Annotated in this window: 24 protein-coding genes and 3 pseudogenes; 4 read left to right on the forward strand and 23 right to left on the reverse strand. The window is 34.4% G+C overall.

Annotated elements, in window-relative coordinates:
• Positions 1-164: 164 nt before the first annotated feature.
• The 5 genes and pseudogenes from AC3WOM_RS02395 to AC3WOM_RS02415 all read right to left on the reverse strand — a co-directional run.
• A pseudogene (locus AC3WOM_RS02395) lies at positions 165-796 on the reverse strand (transposase); the annotation flags it as partial.
• A gap of 551 nt (positions 797-1347) precedes the next feature.
• Entirely contained in the window at positions 1348-1554 is a 207-nt protein-coding gene (locus AC3WOM_RS02400) for a hypothetical protein (protein WP_427538959.1), read from the reverse strand.
• Between the two features lie 257 nt (positions 1555-1811).
• Positions 1812-2177, reverse strand: coding sequence for a hypothetical protein (locus tag AC3WOM_RS02405; RefSeq protein ID WP_427538961.1), 366 nt, complete (start codon positions 2175-2177; stop codon positions 1812-1814).
• Positions 2178-2264: 87 nt separating this feature from the next.
• Positions 2265-2972 (reverse strand): hypothetical protein, encoded by a 708-nt coding sequence (locus tag AC3WOM_RS02410; RefSeq protein WP_427538964.1) that lies wholly within the window; start codon positions 2970-2972, stop codon positions 2265-2267.
• Positions 2973-3445: 473 nt separating this feature from the next.
• Positions 3446-4069: a flavin reductase family protein gene (locus tag AC3WOM_RS02415; RefSeq protein ID WP_492444733.1), complete on the reverse strand. Its 624-nt coding sequence runs from the start codon at positions 4067-4069 to the stop codon at positions 3446-3448.
• Positions 4070-4239: 170 nt separating this feature from the next.
• Between AC3WOM_RS02415 and AC3WOM_RS02420 the strand changes: the two genes are divergently transcribed.
• The gene (locus AC3WOM_RS02420) at positions 4240-4575 is read left to right on the forward strand and encodes a winged helix-turn-helix transcriptional regulator (protein WP_427538970.1); all 336 of its coding nucleotides are present in this window, start codon (positions 4240-4242) and stop codon (positions 4573-4575) included.
• A 634-nt stretch (positions 4576-5209) separates the two neighbouring features.
• Here the strand turns inward: AC3WOM_RS02420 and AC3WOM_RS02425 are convergent.
• Positions 5210-5689, reverse strand: a complete 480-nt coding sequence (locus tag AC3WOM_RS02425) for an OsmC family protein (RefSeq protein WP_492444734.1) — start codon at positions 5687-5689, stop codon at positions 5210-5212.
• Between AC3WOM_RS02425 and AC3WOM_RS02430 the strand changes: the two genes are divergently transcribed.
• Positions 5631-6710, forward strand: a complete 1080-nt coding sequence (locus AC3WOM_RS02430; RefSeq protein WP_492444735.1) for an MFS transporter — start codon at positions 5631-5633, stop codon at positions 6708-6710. The two genes, AC3WOM_RS02425 and AC3WOM_RS02430, sit on opposite strands and share 59 nt — an antisense overlap.
• A gap of 412 nt (positions 6711-7122) precedes the next feature.
• Here AC3WOM_RS02430 and AC3WOM_RS02435 read toward each other — a convergent pair whose 3' ends face one another.
• From AC3WOM_RS02435 to AC3WOM_RS02510, 16 genes and pseudogenes are all read right to left on the reverse strand, one after another.
• On the reverse strand, positions 7123-7668 hold the full coding sequence (locus AC3WOM_RS02435) for an NADPH-dependent FMN reductase (RefSeq protein ID WP_427538982.1): 546 nt from the start codon (positions 7666-7668) through the stop codon (positions 7123-7125).
• Between the two features lie 398 nt (positions 7669-8066).
• Positions 8067-8513 carry a GNAT family N-acetyltransferase gene (locus tag AC3WOM_RS02440; RefSeq protein ID WP_492444737.1) on the reverse strand — a complete coding sequence of 149 codons (447 nt, stop codon included), beginning with the start codon at positions 8511-8513 and terminating at the stop codon, positions 8067-8069.
• A gap of 385 nt (positions 8514-8898) precedes the next feature.
• Complete coding sequence (locus AC3WOM_RS02445) at positions 8899-9843, reverse strand: DMT family transporter (protein ID WP_492444739.1); 945 nt, start codon at positions 9841-9843, stop codon at positions 8899-8901.
• A 137-nt stretch (positions 9844-9980) separates the two neighbouring features.
• A complete protein-coding gene (locus AC3WOM_RS02450; RefSeq protein ID WP_492444741.1) occupies positions 9981-10373 on the reverse strand; it encodes an Rrf2 family transcriptional regulator in 393 nt (130 codons plus the stop codon).
• 612 nt (positions 10374-10985) lie between these two features.
• Positions 10986-11882, reverse strand: a complete 897-nt coding sequence (locus tag AC3WOM_RS02455; RefSeq protein ID WP_492444743.1) for an NAD(P)/FAD-dependent oxidoreductase — start codon at positions 11880-11882, stop codon at positions 10986-10988.
• Positions 11883-11909: 27 nt separating this feature from the next.
• Complete coding sequence (locus AC3WOM_RS02460; protein ID WP_492444745.1) at positions 11910-12224, reverse strand: thioredoxin family protein; 315 nt, start codon at positions 12222-12224, stop codon at positions 11910-11912.
• A gap of 132 nt (positions 12225-12356) precedes the next feature.
• Positions 12357-13253 carry an NAD(P)/FAD-dependent oxidoreductase gene (locus AC3WOM_RS02465; RefSeq protein WP_492444747.1) on the reverse strand — a complete coding sequence of 299 codons (897 nt, stop codon included), beginning with the start codon at positions 13251-13253 and terminating at the stop codon, positions 12357-12359.
• A gap of 244 nt (positions 13254-13497) precedes the next feature.
• On the reverse strand, positions 13498-13884 hold the full coding sequence (locus tag AC3WOM_RS02470) for an Rrf2 family transcriptional regulator (RefSeq protein ID WP_427539003.1): 387 nt from the start codon (positions 13882-13884) through the stop codon (positions 13498-13500).
• Positions 13885-14594: 710 nt separating this feature from the next.
• Positions 14595-14993 (reverse strand): cytidine deaminase family protein, encoded by a 399-nt coding sequence (locus tag AC3WOM_RS02475; RefSeq protein WP_492444749.1) that lies wholly within the window; start codon positions 14991-14993, stop codon positions 14595-14597.
• A 49-nt stretch (positions 14994-15042) separates the two neighbouring features.
• Positions 15043-15471, reverse strand: a pseudogene (locus AC3WOM_RS02480) (agmatine deiminase family protein); the annotation flags it as partial.
• A 251-nt stretch (positions 15472-15722) separates the two neighbouring features.
• Positions 15723-16160: a GNAT family N-acetyltransferase gene (locus AC3WOM_RS02485; protein ID WP_427539008.1), complete on the reverse strand. Its 438-nt coding sequence runs from the start codon at positions 16158-16160 to the stop codon at positions 15723-15725.
• Between the two features lie 371 nt (positions 16161-16531).
• Positions 16532-17911: an alpha/beta hydrolase family protein gene (locus AC3WOM_RS02490; protein ID WP_492444750.1), complete on the reverse strand. Its 1380-nt coding sequence runs from the start codon at positions 17909-17911 to the stop codon at positions 16532-16534.
• A 247-nt stretch (positions 17912-18158) separates the two neighbouring features.
• Positions 18159-18420: pseudogene (locus tag AC3WOM_RS02495) on the reverse strand (GntR family transcriptional regulator); the annotation flags it as partial.
• 149 nt (positions 18421-18569) lie between these two features.
• Positions 18570-19616 (reverse strand): serine hydrolase domain-containing protein, encoded by a 1047-nt coding sequence (locus tag AC3WOM_RS02500; protein ID WP_492444776.1) that lies wholly within the window; start codon positions 19614-19616, stop codon positions 18570-18572.
• Positions 19617-20191: 575 nt separating this feature from the next.
• Positions 20192-20992 (reverse strand): MerR family transcriptional regulator, encoded by an 801-nt coding sequence (locus AC3WOM_RS02505; RefSeq protein ID WP_492444752.1) that lies wholly within the window; start codon positions 20990-20992, stop codon positions 20192-20194.
• A gap of 27 nt (positions 20993-21019) precedes the next feature.
• Complete coding sequence (locus AC3WOM_RS02510) at positions 21020-21529, reverse strand: GNAT family N-acetyltransferase (protein ID WP_492444753.1); 510 nt, start codon at positions 21527-21529, stop codon at positions 21020-21022.
• Between the two features lie 907 nt (positions 21530-22436).
• On the opposite strand from AC3WOM_RS02510, the gene AC3WOM_RS02515 reads away from it, so the two are divergent.
• A complete protein-coding gene (locus AC3WOM_RS02515; protein ID WP_492444778.1) occupies positions 22437-23489 on the forward strand; it encodes an NAD-dependent epimerase/dehydratase family protein in 1053 nt (350 codons plus the stop codon).
• Positions 23490-23729: 240 nt separating this feature from the next.
• Here the strand turns inward: AC3WOM_RS02515 and AC3WOM_RS02520 are convergent, their stop codons facing one another.
• Entirely contained in the window at positions 23730-24179 is a 450-nt protein-coding gene (locus AC3WOM_RS02520; protein WP_492444755.1) for a VOC family protein, read from the reverse strand.
• Positions 24180-24297: 118 nt separating this feature from the next.
• On the opposite strand from AC3WOM_RS02520, the gene AC3WOM_RS02525 reads away from it, so the two are divergent.
• On the forward strand, positions 24298-25236 hold the full coding sequence (locus tag AC3WOM_RS02525; RefSeq protein WP_492444757.1) for a helix-turn-helix transcriptional regulator: 939 nt from the start codon (positions 24298-24300) through the stop codon (positions 25234-25236).
• Positions 25237-25365: the final 129 nt, after the last annotated feature.

A 25365-nucleotide genomic window follows, 5' to 3' on the forward strand; every position in this document is an offset into this window, starting at 1 on the left:
TGTTTTGGGGTATTAAAAAATATTAACTTGATGGGTATTTGATGCTACCCCATACCCATCAAGCTAACAACGTAAATTACTAGATACCAAAGATCATGGTTTCAAAACTATCAGAAATAGAAAATTAGGCATGACAAAGAAGCCTATAAAAATACAATTTTTTTCTAGGCAGCTTGCCTGTCCTTCACCGTCGTTTCATACACAACCCCAAGAATATCAAAGACAGTCATCTTCTTATACCGATGGCATTTACGACCATTCTTTTTGAGTAAATGATAAAGGCGATGCAAAATTTTCAAAAGTTCTTTTGTGCCAACTGCCATTGCTTGAAATATTAATGGAAAGTAATCTTTAATCATATAAATCGCCCTGTATTCACTCAACTACTGCTTTTTCTTTTCAAGCAGTAGCTGCCGCATTTGAAACATGGTAGAAGAACAGATGTGAATGCCGATAAGTTGGCCATATAAATGGCACTCAAGGCGTTCTTTTTTAATTGTTTTGCTTCATCAATTTCAAAGAATGACTTCCATGTTTTAAATAAAATCTCAATCTGCCAACGCAGGGAATAGAGGGAATGGACATAATCAGTGGGGACTTCTTCTGGCGATGTATTCGTGATATAGACATTCATCCCCATCAAGTGCTTACTTTTCTCCTTAATGCCTTTCTTCTTTTCTCGTATGGCTTGGTTTTTAAGGCGTGTTTGCGTTTGATTGTCTGTTAAACGATGGATAATAATACGTGCCGGAAGCTTCTGATTTTGACCTATGTATGCCTCGGGGATTTCCATCGTCCGCTAATGCTTATAGCGTGATTTGGTTCCATTGCTACACAGACCCCTTGCTTTGAAATTAAGTTTGAGCAAAAATACCTCGCAAACCCTTATTTTACGAAAAGAATCCCTTTTGAAAAAAGATTGATCAAAAGGGATTCCTCTTTAGCAGTTTTAAGTTTGTTTTTATAAAAAAGTTTGATTATTTTCTACCTGTGTTATTCAAGAATTGCGCCCTTTAATGGAATAACTAAACTTCATTTTGTGGCTTTAAAGTGTGTTTCCAAACTTTTATTTGGGAACTTTATTTCGCTTAACATTGTAAATCCGCATAAATCTGACGGGACCCCGTAAAGAAATAAGTTTCATGCTTATTGGAAAGTAACCTTATTGTAGTGGTAGTAGAAATATAAAAAGTCCCCAAACCGTCATTGGTAAATTATTCAATTTTTCAGGGGTAGGGCATGGCGTGATAGTAAGGCGCCGATACGGTTGTTTCCGGCACCAGGAAAAAATTACGGGATGGCGAGCGTGGGGGAATTTATTTTTTAGGATACATAATGTTCTCTCATTCATTCATTTATTTGCATGTGTAACGAATTGTGTGTGCACCTGGTACAGGAAATCCATGCCGCAGTATGCATACCGTAATCTTTAAAAAACGTTTCGACTGGTTTTGAATAGACGCCTGTCGCTTCAAATTCCCATTGACGATAGCCGTCATAAATTGCAATGGTACTTTTCCCTTTACTTATATCTAACGCAATCACATGTTTCATTTTAACCTTCGCCTTATTACAGATTATAGAAGCCTTCACAATACCTTATCGATTCCCCTTTCTTATACACAATTCTTTGGACCCAACATACTAAACTGATTCATTTAAGGGCGTGAAGTTAGCCAGTTTTATATACGGACTCACAAATGGTCCCAGAGGCTGGTCGGCTTTACTTCACTTCTACTATAAAAAAATAGTAGCACAAACCATGCCTTGGTTTGTACTACTAATGTTAGTATGTTTTTTATATACATAAGTTATTGTAATGCTAAACTCGTAGTAAATTCAAAACGATTTTCCTCTTTTAAATGATTAACATAGCCAACAATATAAATATTCGCTATCCTTACTTCGGATTCTGTAAATTTTTTATAGAAAGTAGGTGAAAAGGAGACCGACAGTTCTACACTTTCGCCGGACTTAATATTTAGTTGATTGCCTGCCGCAAGCACTCTAAACGGATTAGTTGTTTCTCCCTGCTCTTCAGGATCATTGATAAAGCCAAATAACACACTATTTTGGACAATTGTGTAATCACTCTTATTAGTTAGTTTAATTATATATTCTATCCTAGTGGTTGGATTAATGTTTTTTGAAATTAATTCAAATGTAATATCATCCATAATGCCAGATTCAGTCTGATCAAATTTAGGGATGCATCCTGATAATATAAAGCAAAATAGGACTATGATAAATACTTTTTTCATAAATTAGTAAAGCGAATATTCTCGTTGGATCGTCATAGGATCTGAAACATAAGTAATACTAGTACTAGTTGAAACACTTACATTAAATCCAGGAAGTCCACCACTAACACCAGCTGAGTTGTTATAAACTGTATAAAAATTACCAGTTACTCCAACTGTGGCTTTAGAAACAGGATAAACTGTAGTTTTCCAAGAATTACTTTGTTGCCATGTCGGCGAGTATTCTCCAGCAGCAAGAGAAGAACCACAAGTAGCACTATTAATTTGTCTGAAGGAACCATTAGAGAAAATTTCAAAAGATGCCACTAAAGTAGCTTTATAATTAGAGTTTTTAGAATATGCTTGTGTCCATGAAGCTTGTCTCCAACTAATGCCATCGTCTTGTGCCAGAGCCAGAGTACCTCTTTTATTATTTATAGACTGTAATCCTTGAGCAGTCCTTGTCGAAACTAACTGATCTGCCTCATCGTAAGTAATATTTTCATTTTCTGCAACGTTCTTTACATACTCTTCTCTAGTGATATCTTTAATAATAACACCTGGTATAGGATTATCTTCTAGAAGATTAATAGGTGCATTTAATTGATTTTGACTTAGTTCAAACACTTCTTTTGAGTTACTTACTTGAGCAGAAACTGGTGAAAATAATGGAACCGATAACATAGTTGTACATAAAGCGGTTACTGTAATTAAACGTATTTTACTCTTCATTTTTACCACTCCCTATATTATATATTTATTTACTACATTTATATATTAACATTAAAAACCATATATTTAAACCACAAATTGTAAAACATGGGTTATTCACCATGATTAGGGGTTGATTTCCGCTCTACCAGTGTGCTTTTCCGCTGACGCTTCGTTTTCGCGCAGAGCAGAGCTTCCTGGGGACGTCCGCTTCAGTTACCTCATCATTCGACTCCTTGATAATATCCTTCAATATAAATTGCCTAGCCTTTACCGAGATTGTGTTAACCACATCTCATTTAAGCCTAAGAACGTGTCGCACCAACAATATGGCCCAATTGCTGAATAAGGAAAAATCCTGCATATAACAGGATTTTTGATCAAACTTTTATAAATTATCATTCTAAGATCTAAAAAACAGTTCATCTTTTTTATAAACGGTATAACTTTTTTCAAAACGGTACAACTTTGTTTTAAAGATACAGCAAAATGATTTATGTATCCTTCTGTCCATATGAAAATGAAGGCATTAGTCCGGCAAAGTCTCCTGCCAAACTAGCAAGCGGCTTAAACTTATCGATAGCTATTTTATAGTTTCCTGCATAGATTGCTTCATCTATTTGGACACATTCAACTTTTCCAAGCACTAGATAATCTCCACCGACAGGAATAATCTGGTCTAACTTAAGTTCTATTGAGATTGGCGCTTCTAACACTGCCGGCACATTCAAAACTTTACCATTCTGGACAGTCACTCCTGCAAGCTCAAACTCATTTTTTTCTGGCTCTACACTAGCCGATGAACGATACATCGCTTCCCCAAGCGACTCAGGAACCATATTAATTATATATTCCTTTACTTCACGAATGTTCGTTAACGTATCCTTAATGCTTCCCATTCGTTCATTAACGCCCGGTCCTATTGAGATCAAAAGGGTTGGTGGATTTCGAGAAGCTACAGTAAAAAAGCTGAATGGCGCTAAATTTAAAATGCCATCCTTACTTTTTGATGAAACCCATGCAATCGGTCTTGGTATTACAGAGCCAATTAACAATTTATACATCTCATCCTCACTCAAATCAATTGTATTAAATATGAGTTTCTGTTCTTTAGACATCTATTCATTCTCCTTCAACTATATTTGATTAAGTAATATGTCGAGTCTATAATAGAATTATTATTGACTTCTGAATTACTCATGAATCTATCCCAAATTATAAACACGAATACAAATAAAACTAGTATGCACTTTTTTGTAAGATACTTACTTAAAGGAGAGTGATATTATTGCCAGAGTTAAGTAATAATTTTATAAGGCGCAACAAACAAAGACCATTTGACTTCACATTATCGTTAATCGGTGGCAAGTGGAAAATGAAAATAATGTATGAATTATCTTCCGATACGATTTTACGTTATGGAGAGTTAAAGCAGAAAATTCCTGCTATCACTCACAAAATGTTAAGTTCTCAGTTAAGTGAACTAGAGAACTCTGGAATTGTTCATAGAAAAGAATATCCTCAAATTCCTCCAAAAGTGGAATACTCCTTAACTCCAAAAGGAAAGAGCTTAATGCCAATATTAGAGGAAATGTGCAAATGGGGTGTGGCAAATCAAATATGAAAACTTAATTTTATAAGGGAAAAAATTCTATATAAATAATTTTAGCGATAGATCGTAAAGTAATAATTAAACTAAAACATGTTGATTAAAGAAGATATTGCAGCACAGAACCCCTTTAGACAAAACATATCTAAAGGGGCAAAACTACGCTTTGTTTTACGGTATGACTTTACTTTAAATTTACAACAGCAGACTTTCGGAACAGCAGCGTGCTTGCTACGATCGCAACACAAACACGATACCTGCAGTTCCGAACTCCGGAGCATAACCTTCCGTCGTATTTGGAACAGAACATGCAACAAGACAAGTACGATTTTACTTAGAAGTTGACTCGCGTAACCCCCTAGCTCGCAAATCGTGTTTAATTATACTATCTATCAAATAACAAATCATGGGGATCATCTTCCTCCCTGTATTTATCATCCAATCTTGAAATTCCATCTCATACTTCTTAGATCTCTTATATCTATTATTGGGTACAAAAAGAGTTTGTTGCATTTCATCTTGTTCTTGAAAAACGCATCCGTTGCATGATAAATTTCCATAAAATTCTTCACCATTTTCAGCCTTCCACCTGCTGGGGGGATGTACAAAGGCAACGGAAAATATCACTTCCTCTATATCCTCATTCGTTCTAAAATGAGTCCAAAGCGTGTTCTTTCATGTATTGACGAATGACATCTGCCTCTGAGCTTAATGATGCTTCCCCTTTCACCTCAATCTGAACGCCTCCTTTTATTAACATATTTCCAATAAAACAATTTTGCTCTGCAGTCACAACTGCTTCTCTTGCAGATTGAACTTGTTCTTCTGTTGCATCTGGAGCCAAAACGATGTGTGGAAAATGAACGATTCTCACTCCCTCTTCTGATTGGATTGCCTCCGTATCCATAGTCAATCCGGCAATAGGTAATTGTTGAGTATCGAGTGTAATAGTAAGTGTTGAGGTATAACAAGCTGCCGCAGCAGATACAAGTATTTCCATCGGATTTGCACCTTCCCCGCTGCCGCCGAATGATTCCGGAATAGCAATTTGGGTTTGCAGTTGGTTAGCTTTGATTCTCCCATTACCTTTAATATTTCGGTACCAGACCGTATTAACGTTTGTTTTCAAGCTATATATGACCTTATTTTTTATAGGGAGACAAGTTGGGGGCTTGATGATAAGTTATCTTGCAGGTATAGTTGCAGATCGTTTTTCAAAACGCAGAACAATGATTTTTTCGGAGTTTGCAAGCGGTGGAATTGTATTAAGTCTAATTTTTTTAGAACATCCGTTGTTTATTGTATTAATTGCTTTTTTTCTTGGAATAACATATGTATTTTTCGATGTGAGTTATCGCGCATCCATTCCCTCAATGTTTGATGAAGAAAATCTTACGAAAATTAATACTCTTCTTGTACGATTTGGAGCAATCATGAGTATTATTGGCTTTACGGCTGGTGGCTTTATTTCTGCATTTTTTTCTTACAAGTATTTACTTGTGTTTGATGGAATAATGTATATCGGATCAGCAATCGTATTGTTAAAAGTTCGCTGGATAGAACCATCTTTGTTACTAAGAACAAATGAACAAAGACAAGCTAGCCAAAACATTATAATGGGAGATGGATATTTGTTTTTGCTTATAATGGGCTTTGTCTATCCACTAGCAGCTTCTGCTTATCAATATGCCCTGCCGCTTTTCACATCTATAAAAGAAAATGGTGATTTTTATAACGGCTTGATGTGGTCAACGATTGCTATTGGTTCTTTCCTTTCTACGTTGTTTATTAAAAAAGAAGCTGTAAACGAACGACGTTATATTATAAGCTTACTATTGTTTGCGTTTTTTGTATCATTAACCTTTATTTATGAAATAACGTCCTTCACGTTTTTTATTTTATTACTAATAGGAGCTTCTGAAGCATTCGTACAAGTGAATCACTATACACTTATACAGCGCAGCCACGAGAATGTGCGAGGTCGCTTGCTCGGTCTTAACACACTTGCTACAAGATCTGGGTTTTTAATAGGCTTTTTACTATTACCTGTACTTACGAAGTGGACTTCATTAACAATAGGAATTTGGCTAATGCAAAGTGCTTTAATCTTATGTTGTGCAGTTTATATTTGGCAAAAAAATAGATGGTGATCAATTCTGTCACGGTATAATTGCACCCAGATTCGACTTATACTTGCACAAAGAACTGCTTTCCGATTCTGTTATATTCACTGGAGGCTTAAAAATTATATTCCATAGTAAGGCTGTCATATATATCCAAACTGTTTAAACCTCAAAAACTTTTTGCTTCAAAAGCAAGTACCAACGAATCAAGTAGGAGGAAACTCTGCTCGATACTCGCTTTTAAAATTAAAACATCGAACTATCGTCTTTTAACTCTGGTATATCTTGTACTAGGCATAATAAAAAGCCTTATCGTGCATGATAAGGCTTTTTTCTGTGGCATAATTATTTTTTATCGAGTTAGCTCATTTCTCACATACACGTTGAGCTGGACATGTTTGTAAGGCAGAAAAGTGTTTCCCTGCACTTGTTGATTATGTTATTTATTAATCTCGTACACTAAACTATTGATAAGGTCAATGATTGATTGCTTGGTACTCTCGTCTTTCACTGTAGCATTATTGTTAAATCTAGTTCCGACAGATGGAACTAGCAACGACCCATTCTCAACAATAATAGTATCAATCATCTCCAGCGTAAGCAGTAAAGATTCATGAGCTTTGTCTCCGCCAGTAATCGACGGTGAAGCCGTTATAACAGCCACTGGTTTTTTATAAAGTTCACCAGATGAAACAAGCCACTCTAGCGCATTTTTCAAGACTCCTGGTACACCTTTTGCATATTCTGGCGTACAGATTATAAGCGCATGTGATTCACTTAACGTTTTTCTAAAATTCTCAACAACAACTGGTGGTTCCGTTGCATCTATATCCTGGTTAAAATGCGGAAGGTCTTTTATTCCGTTATAAATTGAGTAATCAATACCTTCAGGAATAAAAGCAGATATAGCCTTTAATATATTAGTATTGGAAGAAGCTTCTCGAATGCTACCTGAAATAGCTATTATCTTTTTATGTTTGCCCATTCTATCACCTCTATAAATAGAATACTTGTTCAAATACATAGTAATCAAAGATTTTGAATTATCTTATGAAAATCTGTCAACTTTTACAATAAAAAATCAACTTATTTGTAATTAGGTTTCTTAAATCTCTTAAAAAATATAGGCTGGCCATGTGTTATTCCCCAAACAAGTTTATGAGGCGCTGGTTGGTCGTTGATCTGTCCTGGTTATTAATTGTTGTGAGAAATAACCAAGGGAGGAAACCTTCACCGCACCGACCTACCTCCGAAAGCCTAAAGTGCAAGCTGTACCGATTAACTCCATAATAAAATTTTACAACTGTTAACGGGAACATTTCCCCTTTAACTATGCCCTTATTCCTTAGGTGGAAAAATACTATTCATCCTTTTTAGGTATGCTCACTTGGCAAGAAGAATTGCATTATCAGATACTTTGAATCCATTTTTAATATAAAATTTTTCTGACGGAAATCCCTTAGAAGTTGTTAGCACAATAGTATTTATATCTTTCTTTTTAATGTCAGATTCTATAAGTTCTAAAAACTTACTACCTACTCCTTGTTTTTGAAATTTTTCACTTACACAAAATTGATCAATGAAATATTCCATTCCTTTTAGACATGGCTTTTTTGCCCCTATGCTCAATCCAACAAGTTCATCACCTATTTTTAGAACGTATCCAATAAAATAATCGTTTTTCATGTAATTTTCAAAAAAATCTACAACTTGTTTCCTTGACTCATATACATCATTCCAAGGTTCCTTTGAGAAAGTATCAATAAATAAATCAACACAGTCATCAATTATGTCAACTTTCAATGAATATAAATCTGCCTTTAATCCCATAAATACTTACCTCCATCAAATTTAATGTATATATATCACATGTGTTGATTAACCAAAAGTACACAATATTTAATGAATTCAGTTCCCAATGAAATGCGAGTATTTCTTTCAAACCAATACGCCATTCAATCGGCAAGGTAGCACAAAGAAATTGGCGTGTAAAATTAGCGAAAAGATAAGCGTTTGCAGTTGTTTTTCTTGTGTCCTTCTATATGCAGAAATTTTAGTAACACATAAGCAATTAACGCTGAAAAAAGCTGGCTAAATACGGCATTCTTCGTCAGGGGCATCCCCATGCGATTTGTGAAGCTAACATGTAGTTTAATGCCCGAACGTTCGCTTGTAGTTTTGAATTATTGAATATGCGCCTAGCCACTTAAAAAAATTACAAGAACTTAACAAATATTATTCCAATAATAGTCAATACTATAGCGGCAATTCTTCTATTATCAATTTTCCTTTTTTGTAAATTAAATATTCCAAACTGATCGATTATTACAGCCATAATCATTTGTCCCAATAGAAAAACCATAGTAGTTAGAACCGATCCAAGTACAGGTAATAAGACAATGTTACCTGTTACAATGAATATGCCAAATATACCCGCCATATATACCCAAACAGGAATACGGTTATTTTGAGTATCATACAAAGGAATTTCTAAGCGACGTCTAGTAATCAAAATCATAATTAGCAAGATAATCGCGCCAACAAAAAAAGAAATAAAAGTAGCCCCTAAAAGAGAGCCCGTTGCAACGCGAAGTTCTCCATTAATGGCGGTTTGCAATGGTGGTAAAAACCCAGCAAAAACCCCTAGAATTACCCAAATGATTTTACTATCCTTTTTCTCTTCTGACGATGCAGTTAAATCTCTTTGCTTTTTAGATTGAACCAATGAAATAGCTAAAATCATAATGATAGTCCCGATTATTCTAGTAGTACTAATAGGATTGGCTGATACACCAAACCACTCAAAGTGATCAATTAAAACTCCTACAATCATTTGCCCAGTTACAGTTATTATTGTTGTAACTGAAGCACCTAGTTTTAAAAAAAGAATAACATTAGCCACATGAAAGCCAATACCAGCTATTGCTCCACCGATAAAAACATACAATGGATATGAAAAATCAATCCCAACACTGATTCCTGCAGGATTTACTATTAAATTAATTATGAGTAGTATCACTGATCCCAAAGAAAATGCGATGAACGAAGCTGTTAAAGGTGTTTTTGAATAAGAACCTAAACGAGCACTAATAGATGCCTGAATAGGGAAAAGCATACCTATAATTATCCCCATAATTAAGTAAAGTATGATGATTTGCATAAATTTACCCCTTTTATTTTTAAAATTGAAAAGTATTAATTAAATTTGATATTTTTTATACTAATTTGAAACTATATTTAAAGACTTTAAAGACTTTTTATATCCCTGATTAACAAAAAAATTAAGGTGGATTATTTTCACAGATTTTTTTTAACAAGAGCTGATATTTTCTGATTCTTTAATTCTTCCTCCATTTTTTTCTCTGCTGAAAGCATTATTTTTTTTAAAGCACATACTGAAAGAGAATCTAAACAGCAATCAAATAAAGATGATTTACCCTCAATAGCATATATGATGTCCAAAAACGAAATATCTTCCAATTTTCGGCTAATGGAATAACCTCCATTGACACCTGAAGCAGAAATAATCATTCCTTCTTTAGCCAATTTAGTCAATATTTTAGAGAGGTACGTTGGAGAAACTTTTTGTTTTTCTGCTAGCTCCTGTACACCAACAAACTTGTTGGATGTATCCATTGCAAGAAAAAGCATGGAGTGAAGAGCATAATTTGTAGCTTTTGAAAATTTCATAATGATTGAATCACCTCCAGTGGCGGGATTGCCACCTAAAAAATTTTCTTATTCCTTAAACGCGTCCGATTATAGGTCTTGAACGATTGTTCATCTTTTACTTGATTACTTCAAGACACAGAAGTATATCTTCCGAAAATCCCTGTCCAATATGCATTCAATTCTTTTCTAAAGAATTTCCCATGAGCTTCCCCAATATCCCCATTTGCACCTCATCCGAATTTTCCTCAAATCGACAAAAGAGTATGGAATTTATTTTCATTCCAATACCCTCTCGTTATACCAACCTATAAAATCCCCTACAGTTAACACTAATTCATTAAAACTTTCACCCAATTGTTCATTGCAATGATAACTAGTTCATATTAGCAAGAGGCTTTACCTTCTTTTAGCAGGTGTTTAGAACCACTGAATTGGAATTACAATCAGATTCATCTTACCACCTTTTAATATGGGAGATGCTAATGATGATAATTTATTCTCACAGTTCATGAAAGATAAAAATGGAGGCAAGCCCTACAATATGATCGTGACTGTTTGTGCTCAGGTATCTTTATCACATCGAACCATCCCGAGTAAAGGCCACCCTTTGAGTAAAAAGGTCTAAATTTTTTAAAATTTTTCAATTGAAATATCTGCATTAATTGTTATTGCTACTTGAATTCCCGTTGCTTCTGAAAGAACAATTTCTGTTGGTGCAGGCTGAGCAGCATCACCAGCTGCATACACATTTTTTTCTGATGTTCTTCCGAAATGATCAACAACGATTAACCCATGTTCATCTAAATCACAAGAAAATCCTTGACCAATGGAATTTGTTGTATAAATGGATGGGGTAATAAAGCCTGCCTCCCGCTCAATTTCTAACCCATCTTGAAAGGCGACACTACTCAATACCCCATTATGTCCTTTCATTTCTTTAATCTTATCAGTGATCACATTTATCCCTTTATTTTCCAGTTCTCTCTTTTCATTTTCCTTTACTTCATGACCGTTTGTTGCCACAACTAAATCATTTGATAAATTAAAAATTATTTTAGCAGTTCTTGCAACATCACCTGTTTCATTTATATAAATCAATTTTTTATCCTTTAATTCCCAACCATAGCCATATGGAGAAGTAAAAATACTTTTATTATAGTATTGCTTAATATTTGGGATAGCTGTCTGTATTTTAGTACCATCTGTCAAAAGGATTTTCTCAGCAAGATAGTTTTCACCATCTTCTGTATAAATTTTAAAAAGCTTATTGTCTGATTGTTTAATAGCCCTAACGTTTTGACTAACGATGGAATGAATAGTAGGATATTGATTTAATTTTTCTTTTGCTGCTTGCATAAATTCAATAGCGGCATTTCCATTTCTTGAAATACTTTCTTGAAGCTCGAATGCAAGGTGATCATTATTTGTATCAAACAATGCTACTAATCGATTCGCTCTACCTAATAATAATGCAGCATTCAATCCTGCAGGTCCTCCACCAATAATTGCACATTCAAAAATTTCCATCTTTTTTCCTCCAGTTTTTATCACGAATTAAACTCCAATAATTTGCTTTAGATTTTCAAAAGGAATATATCCAACAATTGGTTCATGCAATTTATTATGAATAATCAAACGGGAATGAGGAATCCCAAGCACCTGGTACTCCGCTGCAAGATCTGGGCTTTTGTCAACGTTCACCCTTAAAATTTTCACCTCATCACTGTATTCTTCATTAAGTTGATTAAGAACCATCCCGAACATTTTACATGGGCTACACCACTCTGCCCAAAAATTTATTAACACCATTTTTTCAGTTTTTAAGTGTTCTCCTAATTCTTGCTTTGTTGTTACATGAGCTATTGTCATAATTTTTCCTCCTTCATGGAAATAAAAATCTTAAAAATATGATATGCTTTTAGTATTATTTACTTAAACCTACTATCACCCCTTCCAGTACACATTAAGGACCCTTAATATCGATAATTTTGTTAAAATTTTTTAAATTGTACTATCGAAAACAACTGCCATCGCGGCTTTGTATCCTTCTGCAGCAGCAACTATTAACGAAGATTGACCTAATTTTGCTGTCTCCCCCGCTGCATAAATATTTTCCTGCGACGTTCGCCCTGCCTCATCTGTCACAATGCTACCATTTTCATTTAATTGACAACCCAGCTGCTCTGCAAATTGATTTGATCGCACAAAATTAGGTACAATGAATCCTCCAACTCTTTCGATTTCAAGTCCTGAACTAAACACTACTTTGTTTAAATAACCGTCCTCACCATTTAAGCTTTGAATAGGTTCAGTAATAACAGTTATATTTTTTCTTTGTAGTTCATTCAATGTCGGAGCAGAAACTTCATAACCATTTGTCGCTATTACTAAATCCTTTGACCAGTTATAAATAAGCTTCCCTTTAAAAAGAGTATGTTCTTCATTTTCTGAAATAATAATTAGGGGTTGATCTCTTAATTCCCATCCATCACAAGTTGGGCAGCTAAATAAACTTTTCCCATAATAATTTTTAATATCAGGAATCGTTTGGAATCCCTCTTGAACACCTGTTGCTAATATAATTCTCTCTGCAACAATCTCTACCTCTTCCAACGTCTCAATTTTAAACAATCCGTTAGATTGCTTTGTTATATTCATAACTGTGTTTTGATAAAAATGAACTGAAGGATATTTTTTCACATCTTTCAAAGCTATTTCTTTAAACTCTGCTGGTTTAATCCCATCACGTGTTAGAAACCCATGTGATTCCTGCGTCACACGATTCCGATTTGTTCCATTATCAAATAAAGCGACTTTTTTACGGGACCTCCCTAAAATCAAACTTGCATTTAAACCAGCGCCACCTGCACCTATAACTGCACAATCAAATAATTCCATCCGTGTGAATCTCCTCCATAAGTTGTTTAGAGTACATGTTGCTTCGTTAAAATGCCAATTTCAGCATTACAACATGCATTCTAGCTTAAATTAAAGTTTAAAAACAGAATGATTCTAAGCTATGACCACTCGAAAGTTGTTTAAAGTAAGAAATAGATAGGGTTGTTAGGATTTTAAATCAGACTTAAAGGACTCTTCATATCCCTAATTATTTTAAAAATAATGGTGGATTATAAATCCACGACTATTTTTTCACAAGATCTGATATTTTTCTGTTTCTTAACTCATTCTCCAGTTTTTCCTCTGCAGAAAGCATCACTTCTTTTATTACACAATTAGGATCGTTATATAAACAACAATCAAACAACGAAGATTTGCCTTCAATTGCATGTATAATATCTAAAAATGAAATAGCTTCCCAATTGTGACGAAGTGTATATCCACCATTAGCACCCGATATGGAGTTAATCATTCCCTCTTTTACTAACTTAGTTAATATTTTAGATAAATAGGTGGGAGAAACATTTTGCATCTCAGCTAATTGTTGGACACCCATTGGTTTATTTGGTGTTTCCTTCGCAAGAAAAAGCATTGTGTGTAGTGCATAATTGGTAGCCTTAGAATATTTCATTACTATTATTCACTCCAATAAAAGACTTTACACATCCATAATAGCACTGAATTTAAGTTGTTTCAATATTTATGCCCTCATGTTGAAAAAAGATTACGGTTTTCCCCTGTTTGATATGATCATCCGACAGTGTATTTTATGTCTAAACGAGCAAGGGCGTAACAAACTGAAAAGTGGATTGAAGAGGGACGAGGCTCTGTTTCAGATTATAAATCTTAACTACATAACCTTGAGTGAATACATATTTTTAAATTGTAAAAAGGTAGACAATCCATTCTAATTATATGATTGAACTTCTCAAAAAGAAGTGATTAAAACATAATTATCTCCACTTTCAAATAAAGTGTGTGTACCAATAAAATAATCATTTAATTTGTTTCAACATTATTTCCGTTAGTTAATTTATCAAGATTCCCCATAATGATCTACTCCACGGCCTCCTTTATCGCTTCCACTCGTTTTAAATAATTAAAAATTTAAATTCAAAGATGTTATTGCTTAAATACGCAATAACAAAAAGTCGTCTATAATCTAAGTGTTATTCCACAATTCCGCCCTTTGCTTGAATTATAAGTCTTTAATTTCAATTAAGATTTGGTTGTGAATATGATGTTCCATATGCTCAAGATAATCTTGGAGGTCCGTATCTATCGGGAATTTATACCTTTCCTTTTTCTGTATTAATATATTTATAAATACTTAGTAACCAGTTACCAATCCCTTCCTCGATTGGTTTTCCAGTCATATGGCAAAATCTCTTTTAATAAAACAAACGTGTCATTTTCGACTTCTACAACAGCCTCTAAGTTTTCTTTTGAAAGCTGACTGATTAACTCCCGGCACCGTCCGCATGGTGGAACAGCATTTCCTTCCGAATCAACTGCTACAAAGGCCTTTATTTGATATTCGCCATTTTTTAACATGTCTGCAACAGCTGCATGCTCCGCACAAAAACCCATGGAACAAGCTGTATCTATACTAATTCCTGTATAAATATTACTATCTACAGTTTCAATGGCTGCACCAACACTTCCATACTGAACAAAATCATTTAATTCTGTAGGTGAAGTAACTGCAGCTGCAATCTTTTTTAATTCTTTATGATTCATAAGTGTGAATCTCCTTTTCTAGAAACATGAAATCGATTGGGTAAAAATTAAATCCATCAATATGAAAATCAGTAATATCTGTACCAGGGACTCCGTCTAACCAAATAAAATTTGTCACGTTAAGACTACTGAGATATTTTTTAATTTCCGCTTCAGATAAATCAGGATTTCTGTTTTTGTTGACGACAGAGCTTCTCGTTGATAAAAAGGTACCGTTTCCGTCCAGCTCCATCGCTCCGCCTTCAATAACAAATTCATCCATAACAATTCTTCCAATGGTTAATTCCCAACTGATGCGTTCACTCATCAAAGCATCTTCTGCAAAAGGAGTTTTCTCTCCCCAGCCATTAAATTTCGGCCCCCAAATTTTTAAATTCTTATGTTGTTCATAAACAAAAATCGGACCATTATCCCTTGACCACACATCATCAGTAGGAGCTATAAAAAAATCAATCATATTCATATTGATATCTTGGTTCTTAGGGTATGGTTACATTATATTGCTTCACACAGTGTCAAGCTCAAGGATCAAATCAAAGTCTATTTGATTTCATTTCAATGGCTTTCAACCTCAGTTTTAGCGGAGTATTTGCCCCTATACCAAAGCAAAAACACCCATTCGAAAAGAGGTTTTCAAAAGATATAAAAAAGAAAAGGAAGTAGAGAAAAAATTCTCTATTTCCTTTGTCTAACAACTTTTCTAATTCCCCCACCTATATAGGTAGGAAACTAAATTTTTATAATAGCTAATACATCTTGACCCTCTGGATCCATGCCGGCTTCAACGAAACCGAAGCTTCCGTAAAAGTCTTTAGCTACAGGATTATTTGAATCGTAACAGATTTCAATCTCTTCTAATCCATCTGTTTGTTTAATTTCATCAAGGGCTAGAAGCAAAGCTTTGCGCCCGATACCTTTGTTTTGATAATTTTGATCCACCATAAATCGCCAAATTGAAATTCGTTGTTTTGTTTCAGGTACCCACATGAAAAATCCAACAGGCTTACCTTCTAAACAAATTGCTCGTGTTTGATAAGATGGGTTAAATTTTGACTCAACGAGTGACCACATATTTTCTGCTACATAATCATACTGGTTTTCAGCTACAGATAGGTCACAAATTTCCTCATAATTATTCTTATCCACATCGGTAAGGGTTATATTCATTTAATGTAATCTCCTTTTGAATAGTTAGTAGCTCACTTTCTCAGAAAAGACAAAGGTATTATCATAGAGATAATCATTATTTCTTTTTACACTTTTTCCAAATAATTTTTGCTGTTTTTTACCACGCCCTTCCTTATCTAACCTCCTTTTCAGCTAAAACCATATAATTTTACAAATCTAAATTATATGCTAATTCAAAGCAATTAACTGAAAGAGAATACTTTCTGGTCGGTTATAAGTAGTTTGCAACCGAACGTCCCTAACAGTGCAATACGTTATGCTGTATTCTAAGTCCATAAATCCATCTGTATTTATAAGCTGCTTTGAACAGTTGAACATACCGTAAAGCGCTCTAGGATATCTATTTTTCATCAATTTGTTTGTAAAGTATATTCTGGGTAATCACCAATGGTTTGCTCTAATAACTTAAATGGCTGTTTTTTTAAATGGTGATTGAAGAAATCTAGTGAGTAATCGTTAATAAGGTGGTGAGCATTTCGTATATTGACTCCATCCATCTTTTCATATAACGGTAAAAAAAGGTAAAAATCGGTAAAACCCATATGTGTCATATTTTTAATTTGAAGCCAATAATTTTTATGAAGTGCAGCATCTTGATTCTTCGATAAAATGGACTCTATAAGTCCGCTAAAGTCCTCATTAGCATTACTTTCATCAGCACTCATCAGCATAAAGGGTTTCTTCAACCCTGCTGCCGTAACTGGACGTTTACCATATGGAAAACCATCCATATTAATAGCTGCTTTAATTCTAGAATCCCTCATTAACATCTGAGTAGCTGTTGCTCCACCAAATGAATGACCAAACATGCCTATATTTTGCATATCAATACGGGCCGTAAAACGATGGTCTGGATCAGCTTTAGCCAACTTTTTCACTTGGCTCAGTACAAATTTTACATCTTCTACCCAAACTTCATTAGCTTCATCCCAATAAGTGACTAATCCCGAATCTTGCGGTACAAAATTAGCTACTCGTCCATCTGAAAAAATAGAAACTACACTACTGTAGGTGTGATCTATACTTACAACAATATATCCATGACTGACTAATTGTTCGATCTGAAAAATGTTCTGATTTTTATGTCCATTAAAACCATGTGAGAAAATAAGTATAGGATAAGAGGATTCCTGATTGGATATCATCGCATTTTCAATGGCATTTGTTTTGACATAGCCCAAAGTTGTAAATAAAAGTTTGGGTAAATCCATCACTTTACTGTACGCCTCGGCAAATACATCTCCATCAGAATGGTACTTAACTGACTCACCTTTAACCGTTGCATCTGCAGGATACCAGATTTGTACCATTAACTCTCGTTTGTCGCCAGATTCGAGTGTCAGCGTTTCTTCTCGCTGACTATCCAGCCAATCATAGGTAACTGTACCAATTTTGTACGGACCTGTGGGCTTCTCAAAGGCGAACACTGGAAATATAATTGGTAGAGCCACTGCTATGGATGAATAAATCACAGATAGCGCTGATAATGTAATCAGCTTTGTAGAGGTCTTGTTAGCTACTCTCTCTTTAGGCTTGGATTTCAATCTGATGGCGAGAATTACTAGTGGGACTACTGTCATCGTATAGGCAGGAATCATTTGCCAACGCACACCTTCAATAACCCCATGCATCAATGTAATGATGGTGGAAATACCAAAACCAATAAGCAACTGACGCTGCGATTTGTTTTTAGCGAAAATTAACCATCCTAAAAAAAATATTGAAAACAATTAGTAACATTTCAATAAACCTCATGATTCTATTACCGACCTCCTCATAATTACTAAATTAAATAAGACCTTCTTCTGTTGGGGCAGATTCAAGCTTTCAAAAAAGACAAAACTCCTTGTTTGTCTTTCTTTCTATTAACTATTAATAGCGTGAATTCATCAAGAAAGTTTTCAGGCACAATATATGTAACAGCCCATTTGTAATCTAGAAACTATAAAAGAGAAAAAGTTCTTTCATTTCTTCCTGAAAAGATACATCTGCCTTTGGAACTCCCTCTGGATTAACCACAACTCCTTTTTGACGATGATTTAAAATAAATCCTTTTTGTTCTAGCTCTTTATACGCTTTGTTCACCGTGTAAATTGATTCCTATATCTGCTGCTAATGAACGAACAGATGGTAATCGTTCACCTGGAACAAGCTCCTACTTTGCAATACCCGCAATAATACAATGGATAAGCTGTATATAAATTGGTGTTTTAGACTCAAACTCTAAATGAATAATCAAAGGAATCCACCCCCCTCTCTGTATAATTCATGTTATATTTGTAATACAACATACATTACCCATGTATCAAAGAATTGAAGTAATTTCTATTTTCAGATTAAGAAAATTTCAATGCTCAGTCCGCTGAATTCTTCAAAAAAGTATAATAATCAATCATTACTTTTTCCCAAAACAATTTCTGCTATTTTATTAGCATATATTAAAGGTTCAGATTCTTCATAATTACTTAGTACCACTATAGTCAATCGCTCCCCTGAGAAACGGATAAGTTGCGATTGGTATCCAGCCCAACCTCCTGAATGCTCTAAGTAATGACTATTAAAATCTTCACCAATAGACAAGCCAAAAGCATAGTCTTCATTATCAATAATGTTCTCACCAGTTGGAGTAGTTTTTGGTCCTACCTCTCCCATTCTTTTTACAAGTTCCTTCCCACCAACAATACCTGTAGTGAAGTTTTGTCCCCATTTTGCTAAGTCCTCAACATTTGTATGAACCGCTCCATCACCAGTATGTTCCCAAGGACTTTCATAAATTTCATATTCCCCTTGCTCAGTCTTAAAATACCCACGAGCAACTGGAATATTGGTAGGATAGCTATCTACGATTGTTGTGTCATTCATATTTAAAGGTTCAAAAATGCGCTCCTTCGAAAATTCGCGAAGAGATTTTCCACTCACTTTTTCAACTACTAAAGATAATAAAAAATATCCTGTGTTACTATACTCAAATTTTGTTCCGACCGGAAAATCTGCCATTTGATGATTTCCAAGATGTTCTAGCGATTGTTCAGCAGTTAATTTTTCCTTATCTGAAAACCCTTCTTTTACAGCTAGTTCCATATAATCTGTTAAACCACCCGTATGATGAATTAAATGTCTCAAAGTCACAGGTTCAGCATATGCACCAAGGGAAGGTACGTACTTTATTATTGAATCGTCTAGACTCAGTTTTCCCTCTTGTTCCAATAGCAAAATGGAGAATGCTGTGAATTGTTTAGAGACTGAAGCAATATTAAAAATCGTTTTTGTCGTAATCGGCAGGTTTTTCTCTACCGATTCCAAACCAACCGCCCCTTTATAAGTTGCCCCATCGTCGAAGCTCGCAATATAAGCATAACCGGGTTGATCTATCGATATTTTATTAAATAATTGTTTAATCGCAGCATCTGTTGTTGGATTGTATGTACTATTCACAGTACCTTTTGGCTTTTGATTTACATTTTCCGTTGAATTAGAAGAAGAGTGACTTTGTTCAGAATTTTGAACAATCGGCTTTGAATTTGTATCCTCCTGTGTTTTTTTGTCTGAAGAAGGGGAACATGCTGTTAAAATTAATGAAGATGACAACATGAGCGACACAGTAGATGTAAAAATACTTTTTTGGTTCATAGTGAAAAACTCCCTTATATTAATTTCTTTGCGCTTAAATCATGACTATTCATATCTTACTTTTCCAATTTAGAGTCATATTTTATGATAATAATAATTATTTTGGTCTATATTCCTACAAACGGTAATAATGGATGACCAGCTCCAATAAATCATCTCGCCATTATCTTCCAAATATAAAGGCAGTATTCAACCCAACCGACCTTTTACCAATAATGGCGCATTCTTAAAGCATGACACTCTCCCCTCTTTACAGACATTGCACACTTGTGATATCTATAATCAGATTAAAAAAATCTTTAAAGTATATAGCAAACTGTGCTCCTCTCTGTTTGCATTCCGAACAGATCGACACCCCTATGCAAAGGCTCTTCTTCAAATTAGCGTTTTTTTATAGCAATACTAACTTCTGTGACATATTCAGCTCTATCTAGTGTAATAAATGCATCTGTATAATATATTTCAATAAATGGTCCATCTAAACGATATCCATTTAAATTTGCCCAATCATATAAGGCACTATATGCATAACTGATACTGTCATAATTACCTATATGTATTGTATAGATATAATTTTCTTCCTCAAAAAACTTTATTCTAGTATCCTTTACTTCCTCTTCTACTATTATTGGTTGGCATACTTCTACATCATACTGCGAATAATCTCCCTCCTCCATTAAATAAAAAATTGCCAAATGTTTGCCCCTCAAAATTGGATTCGTTTTATTTATGGATATTAGAAGTTGATCTATTAACAACTCCAAGCCTTTTTCATCAACATTTTTTCTTATACATATAGCATGAAATGATTTTCTAACTCCCCGAAAAACGTCGTAGGTGTTAACCCTTGTTATCTTCTTCTTCGGTTCAATATAAGTTTTCATCTCCTCAATAAGCTGATAATATTCAATTGTTTTTTCGTACAATTCAGCAATCTTTTGTTCATAACTTTCTTTAAGTCTTGAGGTATCCATTTCCAAGACTTTTTTTATTTCATCAATGGAGAAATGGTATTTACGCAATAATTTTATCTTATTCGCTTTAGCAATATCCTCTTTCGTATAATATCGATAACCATTCGTTTCATCTTTTTCTGGCTTTAATAAACCTTTCTCATCGTAATATCTTAGCATTCTTTGAGATATTTTATTAATTCTCGAAAATTCCCCTATTTTATACAAGCAAAACACCTCCTTGGTAGCACAACGTTAATCTACTATCTTATATACATTTCTATACAAGATTTCTCTATATAAAATAAACTCCTCGTTCGTTAAAAGTTGTGGATAGCTCATAATTTTTAGTGGTAAATCATCCTGTCCCTTGTGAAGAGGAGGCTGTACATATTCGAAGGAATTAAGGCGATAACCTAATCGCTCATAAAAGCCTATTCTTCGCTGAGCCAATTCCGTGTCAGGATACTCCACCTCTAATAGAATGGGCTTTTTTGACTCTTTCATATAAGCGGTCAACATTTTCCCACCTACTCCACTCCCACGCAAAATTGGATCGACAGCAATATGTTCTACAAACCGAAACGAAGGAAATTCCCATGCTGCTAAAAAAGCAACTATTTGGTTGTTGTTATTCGTTTCCGTAATAAGACGGTAATAGGGTTCGGCTAGCAACCCTTTCTGTCCTGCATAAGTTCTTCGCTCACTTTCTGGAAATGATACTTCCATCAGTGCAAAAATTTCATCAAACTCTCTTTCATTCATAATCACATATCTCCCTAATCTTAAACCTTTAAATAAAAATGTAATGGGGGTACTACATTACCACTTAATAATAAAAAAAGTTGTGATTTTTTAAAAACAATTACTTCAATTACATTAGCTAAAATTATTATGCTTCAAAAATATTCGCTAAATAAAGATATCCTAATAAGTCTTTCCTGCCATGTTCCAATTTTATGTAGCTCACTTCTTTAATCATAAGTCCATTAATTTTTCATGTCCTATTCAGTAAGTAGTTTGTTTTCATCGTCTATTATTAACCATGTTCCCCCATTATTAAAAGACTCGATCTTCTGTAAAGCACTTTACTAATAATTGTTGTAAATTAGTTTTTAATTCATCATTAATTATATATACATCTTTCCCCAATTCTCAATCCAGTTTTTGCTTATCAATTGTCTAAGAAATTAATACTCATATACTATCCCCTAAATCATATTCACCTTGGCGTAATTCATTTTATGGTGAAACTTTATTCAGTGTTTTTTTCATTTCAATGATTATTAGTTTTCACTACTTAGGCTTTTATGGCCACCCTACCTACCTTCTCTGTTTTTGTTAGATTTATAGGCGGAAGTCATACTGCCCGTTAAAGTTATTATAAAGCTTCACACAGTGTTAACCTCAAGGTTTTTTTCATTAGAAAGGACCCAAGACTTTACTTCAGCTAACCTAATCACTTTTATCTTGCGCCCGAGCAGTTCTTCACCATAGTTTTCTAATGTAATCAATTTCCCAATAAAGAGAAAATATAGGGTCTTAGTACCAAAGTCTTCCTTTTCGATTATTCTCCTATATCTAAAATATGTGTTCAATTCTTAGTCCTTGCCTTCTCTTAGAAATCAAAATTATAATAAGTGGCAAACAATAGAAAGTAGAGGTGTCCAGAATGAAAATTCTTATTATTGGAGGAACCAATTTTATCGGACCATACGTGATTCGCAAACTTCATACCATGGGTTATGATGATATTACCTTATTTCATCGTGGCAAGACTGAAGTCGACTTGCCTTCTAACGTAAAACACATATATGGGGACAAAATGCACTTGGAGCAACATAGGGCGGCATTTCAATCTTTATCTCCCGACGTAGTAGTAGATATGATTGCCTTCACTGAAACAGATATCGAGCCCGTATTGCATACATTCCGTGGCATTACGAAACGGCTTGTGATGATCAGTAGTCAGGATGTTTATCGTGCCTATGGTGTAGTCAGACAAGCTGACAATGGACCGTTAGAACCGTTACCGATTTCGGAAGATTCTGCAGTTAGAAACAATCGTTACCCTTACAAAGATCCAGCCAAGGATCCAGATGATTGGTGCAATCGTTATGACAAAATCCCTCTAGAAGAGATAGTCATGAAAGACCCTTATTTTACAGCAACTATTGTACGTCTGCCCGCGGTTTACGGACCAAATGATCCGCAGCATAGACTGTTTCATTTTTTCAAATTAAAGCCATTGCATAATGACCGACCATTTATTTTACTGGATGAAGGTTTTGCAAATTGGCTTTGGTCACACGGATATGTGGAGGATGTCGCTTATGGCATTGCTTTAGCGATTACGAATGATCGTGCAGCAGGACGCCTATACAACATAGCAGAGCTTCAGACGAGAACAATGTTGGAATTCATTCAAGCTATTGGTAATCAATTGAATTGGCAAGGTGAAATCATTCAAGTTCCATCTGGTCACCTTCCAGACGAGTTAGGTATTCCCTTGCGTACAGAACAAAATATTATCGTCGAATCCAAGCGAATTCGAGAGGAACTAGGTTATCGAGAAATTTACTCTTTTAAGGAAGGCCTGAAAAAAACACTGGATTGGGAATTAACTCATCTGCCTGAGGAAATTAATCATATTGATGACAAGGACGATGAGATGCTAAATGAATTGCGCAAAGCCGGATTAGTTAGTGCAGATCAACATTTATAAGTCAAAAACCCAGAATCAGCAACCACCTATTATTATCAAGTTTGCTACTTTTTACTGACTCAATCCTTTACGATAAGCAATAAATAAGCTGGGTATAGATTACTCCCATACCCAGCATTTTTTCACCTCTGATAGTTATGCTTAAAAGTTAAAGATTATTGTGTTAATCATGATGTTATCTCCATACAGGTATCTCCATCTAACTTTTTGGCTAAGGGACTCTTACTGCCCAACCATTTGTTAATGTAATCTATCGTCAAACATTAATTGAATTTGAATACCAAAAGGATCTTCAATTATACCGTATGCTTTGCTAAAAACATTATTAGACAATGGAACAATGATTTTTACTCTCTCATCTGCCGTCAAGCTCTTATAAAAATGTTTGATTTCTTCTAAGTCCGCACTTTGAATACACAGCGAAGTGTTGTTCCCCACTACATATTTTTCTGTAACATCCATTGTATCTTCTGCCAGCATTACCTTTGTTAATCCGATAGATAAGACGGAGTGAGAAATATAATTTTTATTCTCTTCTGTAAGTTGCAGTGAGCTATCGCGTTTTGCCATGTCTTCATAGGTAACGAGTAACAATTCCTCTGCATTAAAATGTTTTTTGTAAAATTCGACCGCTTCTTCTGCTTTTCCGTTCATAGATAAAAAAATGGCTACTTCTAGTGTTGTACTCATAGTATCAATCTCCCTATAAATAATAATTTTAGGTAAATATCTTATCAATTGATATTACCTTGACCCTATTTTAAGATGTAAAGGTATCAAAACATGAAACCTTTAAGGAGTTATAATAATGAAGAAGTCAGAAAGATTAAATGACATGATTAGATACTTGAATAATCGCGAGTACTTTAATTTAATTGATCTAATGTCTAAATACAATATTTCCAAAAGTACGGCTCTGCGTGATATTAGTTCATTAGAACAATTAGGTATGCCTATTTTTGCTGAGCATGGCAGGCATGGACGTTATGGTCTCTTAAAAAATAGACTGTTATCCCCCATTATCTTTACGTTAGATGAAGTGTATGCTCTGTACTTTGCAATGCTAACGTTAGAATCTTATCAATCAACACCATTCCATTTAAGTGTTACTAAACTAAATGAAAAATTTGAAAACTGTCTGTCTAAAAATCAAATACAGCACATTCACCAAATGAAAAAAGTTCTGCAATTTGAAGTAAATCAACATCATAATGTTAGTCAGTTTTTAGATAAAATTTTAAAAAGTATTCTTAATGAAAACACCTGTAAGATTCAATATTTGAAAAATAACGAGCAAAAAAGTTACCATGTTCAATTTTTCAAAATTTCTGCCAGGTTCGGTCAATGGTATGTTACAGGAATAGAGTTCAAAACGAATAAGTATAGAATTTTTAGATGTGATAAAATAACCTTTATAGAAGAACAAAATATAGACTCTCACTTTTCAATAGATGACCTTATTAGTCGTTCATTAGAAATTTATCAATCGGAGAAAAGTACTGACTTTGAAGTTGAGATTTCAGCACAGGCGAAGGATATTTTTTATAAAGAACCCTACCCTTCTATGAATATAGAAATTGGTAGTAGAACAGTCATTAAAGGATTTTATAACCCTGGTGAAGAGGAATTTATCGCCAACTATTTTCTGAAATACAGTCATAATGTTAAAACTGTTAAGCCTGATTCATTAAAACAAATTATCCAAGATAAAATACAAAACCTTTTGAAACACTATGAAAAATTATAACTTAAAGGTAAAAAGAGTAGAAAGAAAAGGAGAAAAAATAAACGTTTTTCTCCTCATGTTGTTGAAATACTATTATGTCAATGACATCAAGGTGACAAATCAAAAAGTATAGCCCTTTTTCAAAACGAG

It is taken from the genome of Lysinibacillus sp. FW301-JW8 (genome assembly GCF_058788755.1).

What these genes read in the sequence shown, in the direction of transcription:
- AC3WOM_RS02400 (WP_427538959.1), bottom strand. Translation starts at nt 1,554, where the DNA reads ATGAAACATGTGATTGCGTTAGATATAAGTAAAGGGAAAAGTACCATT.
- AC3WOM_RS02405 (WP_427538961.1), bottom strand. Translation starts at nt 2,177, where the DNA reads ATGGATGATATTACATTTGAATTAATTTCAAAAAACATTAATCCAACC.
- AC3WOM_RS02410 (WP_427538964.1), bottom strand. Translation starts at nt 2,972, where the DNA reads ATGAAGAGTAAAATACGTTTAATTACAGTAACCGCTTTATGTACAACT.
- AC3WOM_RS02415 (WP_492444733.1), bottom strand. Translation starts at nt 4,069, where the DNA reads ATGTCTAAAGAACAGAAACTCATATTTAATACAATTGATTTGAGTGAG.
- AC3WOM_RS02435 (WP_427538982.1), bottom strand. Translation starts at nt 7,668, where the DNA reads ATGGGCAAACATAAAAAGATAATAGCTATTTCAGGTAGCATTCGAGAA.
- AC3WOM_RS02440 (WP_492444737.1), bottom strand. Translation starts at nt 8,513, where the DNA reads ATGGGATTAAAGGCAGATTTATATTCATTGAAAGTTGACATAATTGAT.
- AC3WOM_RS02445 (WP_492444739.1), bottom strand. Translation starts at nt 9,843, where the DNA reads ATGCAAATCATCATACTTTACTTAATTATGGGGATAATTATAGGTATG.
- AC3WOM_RS02450 (WP_492444741.1), bottom strand. Translation starts at nt 10,373, where the DNA reads ATGAAATTTTCAAAAGCTACAAATTATGCTCTTCACTCCATGCTTTTT.
- AC3WOM_RS02455 (WP_492444743.1), bottom strand. Translation starts at nt 11,882, where the DNA reads ATGGAAATTTTTGAATGTGCAATTATTGGTGGAGGACCTGCAGGATTG.
- AC3WOM_RS02460 (WP_492444745.1), bottom strand. Translation starts at nt 12,224, where the DNA reads ATGACAATAGCTCATGTAACAACAAAGCAAGAATTAGGAGAACACTTA.
- AC3WOM_RS02465 (WP_492444747.1), bottom strand. Translation starts at nt 13,253, where the DNA reads ATGGAATTATTTGATTGTGCAGTTATAGGTGCAGGTGGCGCTGGTTTA.
- AC3WOM_RS02470 (WP_427539003.1), bottom strand. Translation starts at nt 13,884, where the DNA reads ATGAAATATTCTAAGGCTACCAATTATGCACTACACACAATGCTTTTT.
- AC3WOM_RS02475 (WP_492444749.1), bottom strand. Translation starts at nt 14,993, where the DNA reads ATGAATCATAAAGAATTAAAAAAGATTGCAGCTGCAGTTACTTCACCT.
- AC3WOM_RS02485 (WP_427539008.1), bottom strand. Translation starts at nt 16,160, where the DNA reads ATGAATATAACCCTTACCGATGTGGATAAGAATAATTATGAGGAAATT.
- AC3WOM_RS02510 (WP_492444753.1), bottom strand. Translation starts at nt 21,529, where the DNA reads ATGAATGAAAGAGAGTTTGATGAAATTTTTGCACTGATGGAAGTATCA.
- AC3WOM_RS02515 (WP_492444778.1), top strand. Translation starts at nt 22,437, where the DNA reads ATGAAAATTCTTATTATTGGAGGAACCAATTTTATCGGACCATACGTG.
- AC3WOM_RS02520 (WP_492444755.1), bottom strand. Translation starts at nt 24,179, where the DNA reads ATGAGTACAACACTAGAAGTAGCCATTTTTTTATCTATGAACGGAAAA.
- AC3WOM_RS02525 (WP_492444757.1), top strand. Translation starts at nt 24,298, where the DNA reads ATGAAGAAGTCAGAAAGATTAAATGACATGATTAGATACTTGAATAAT.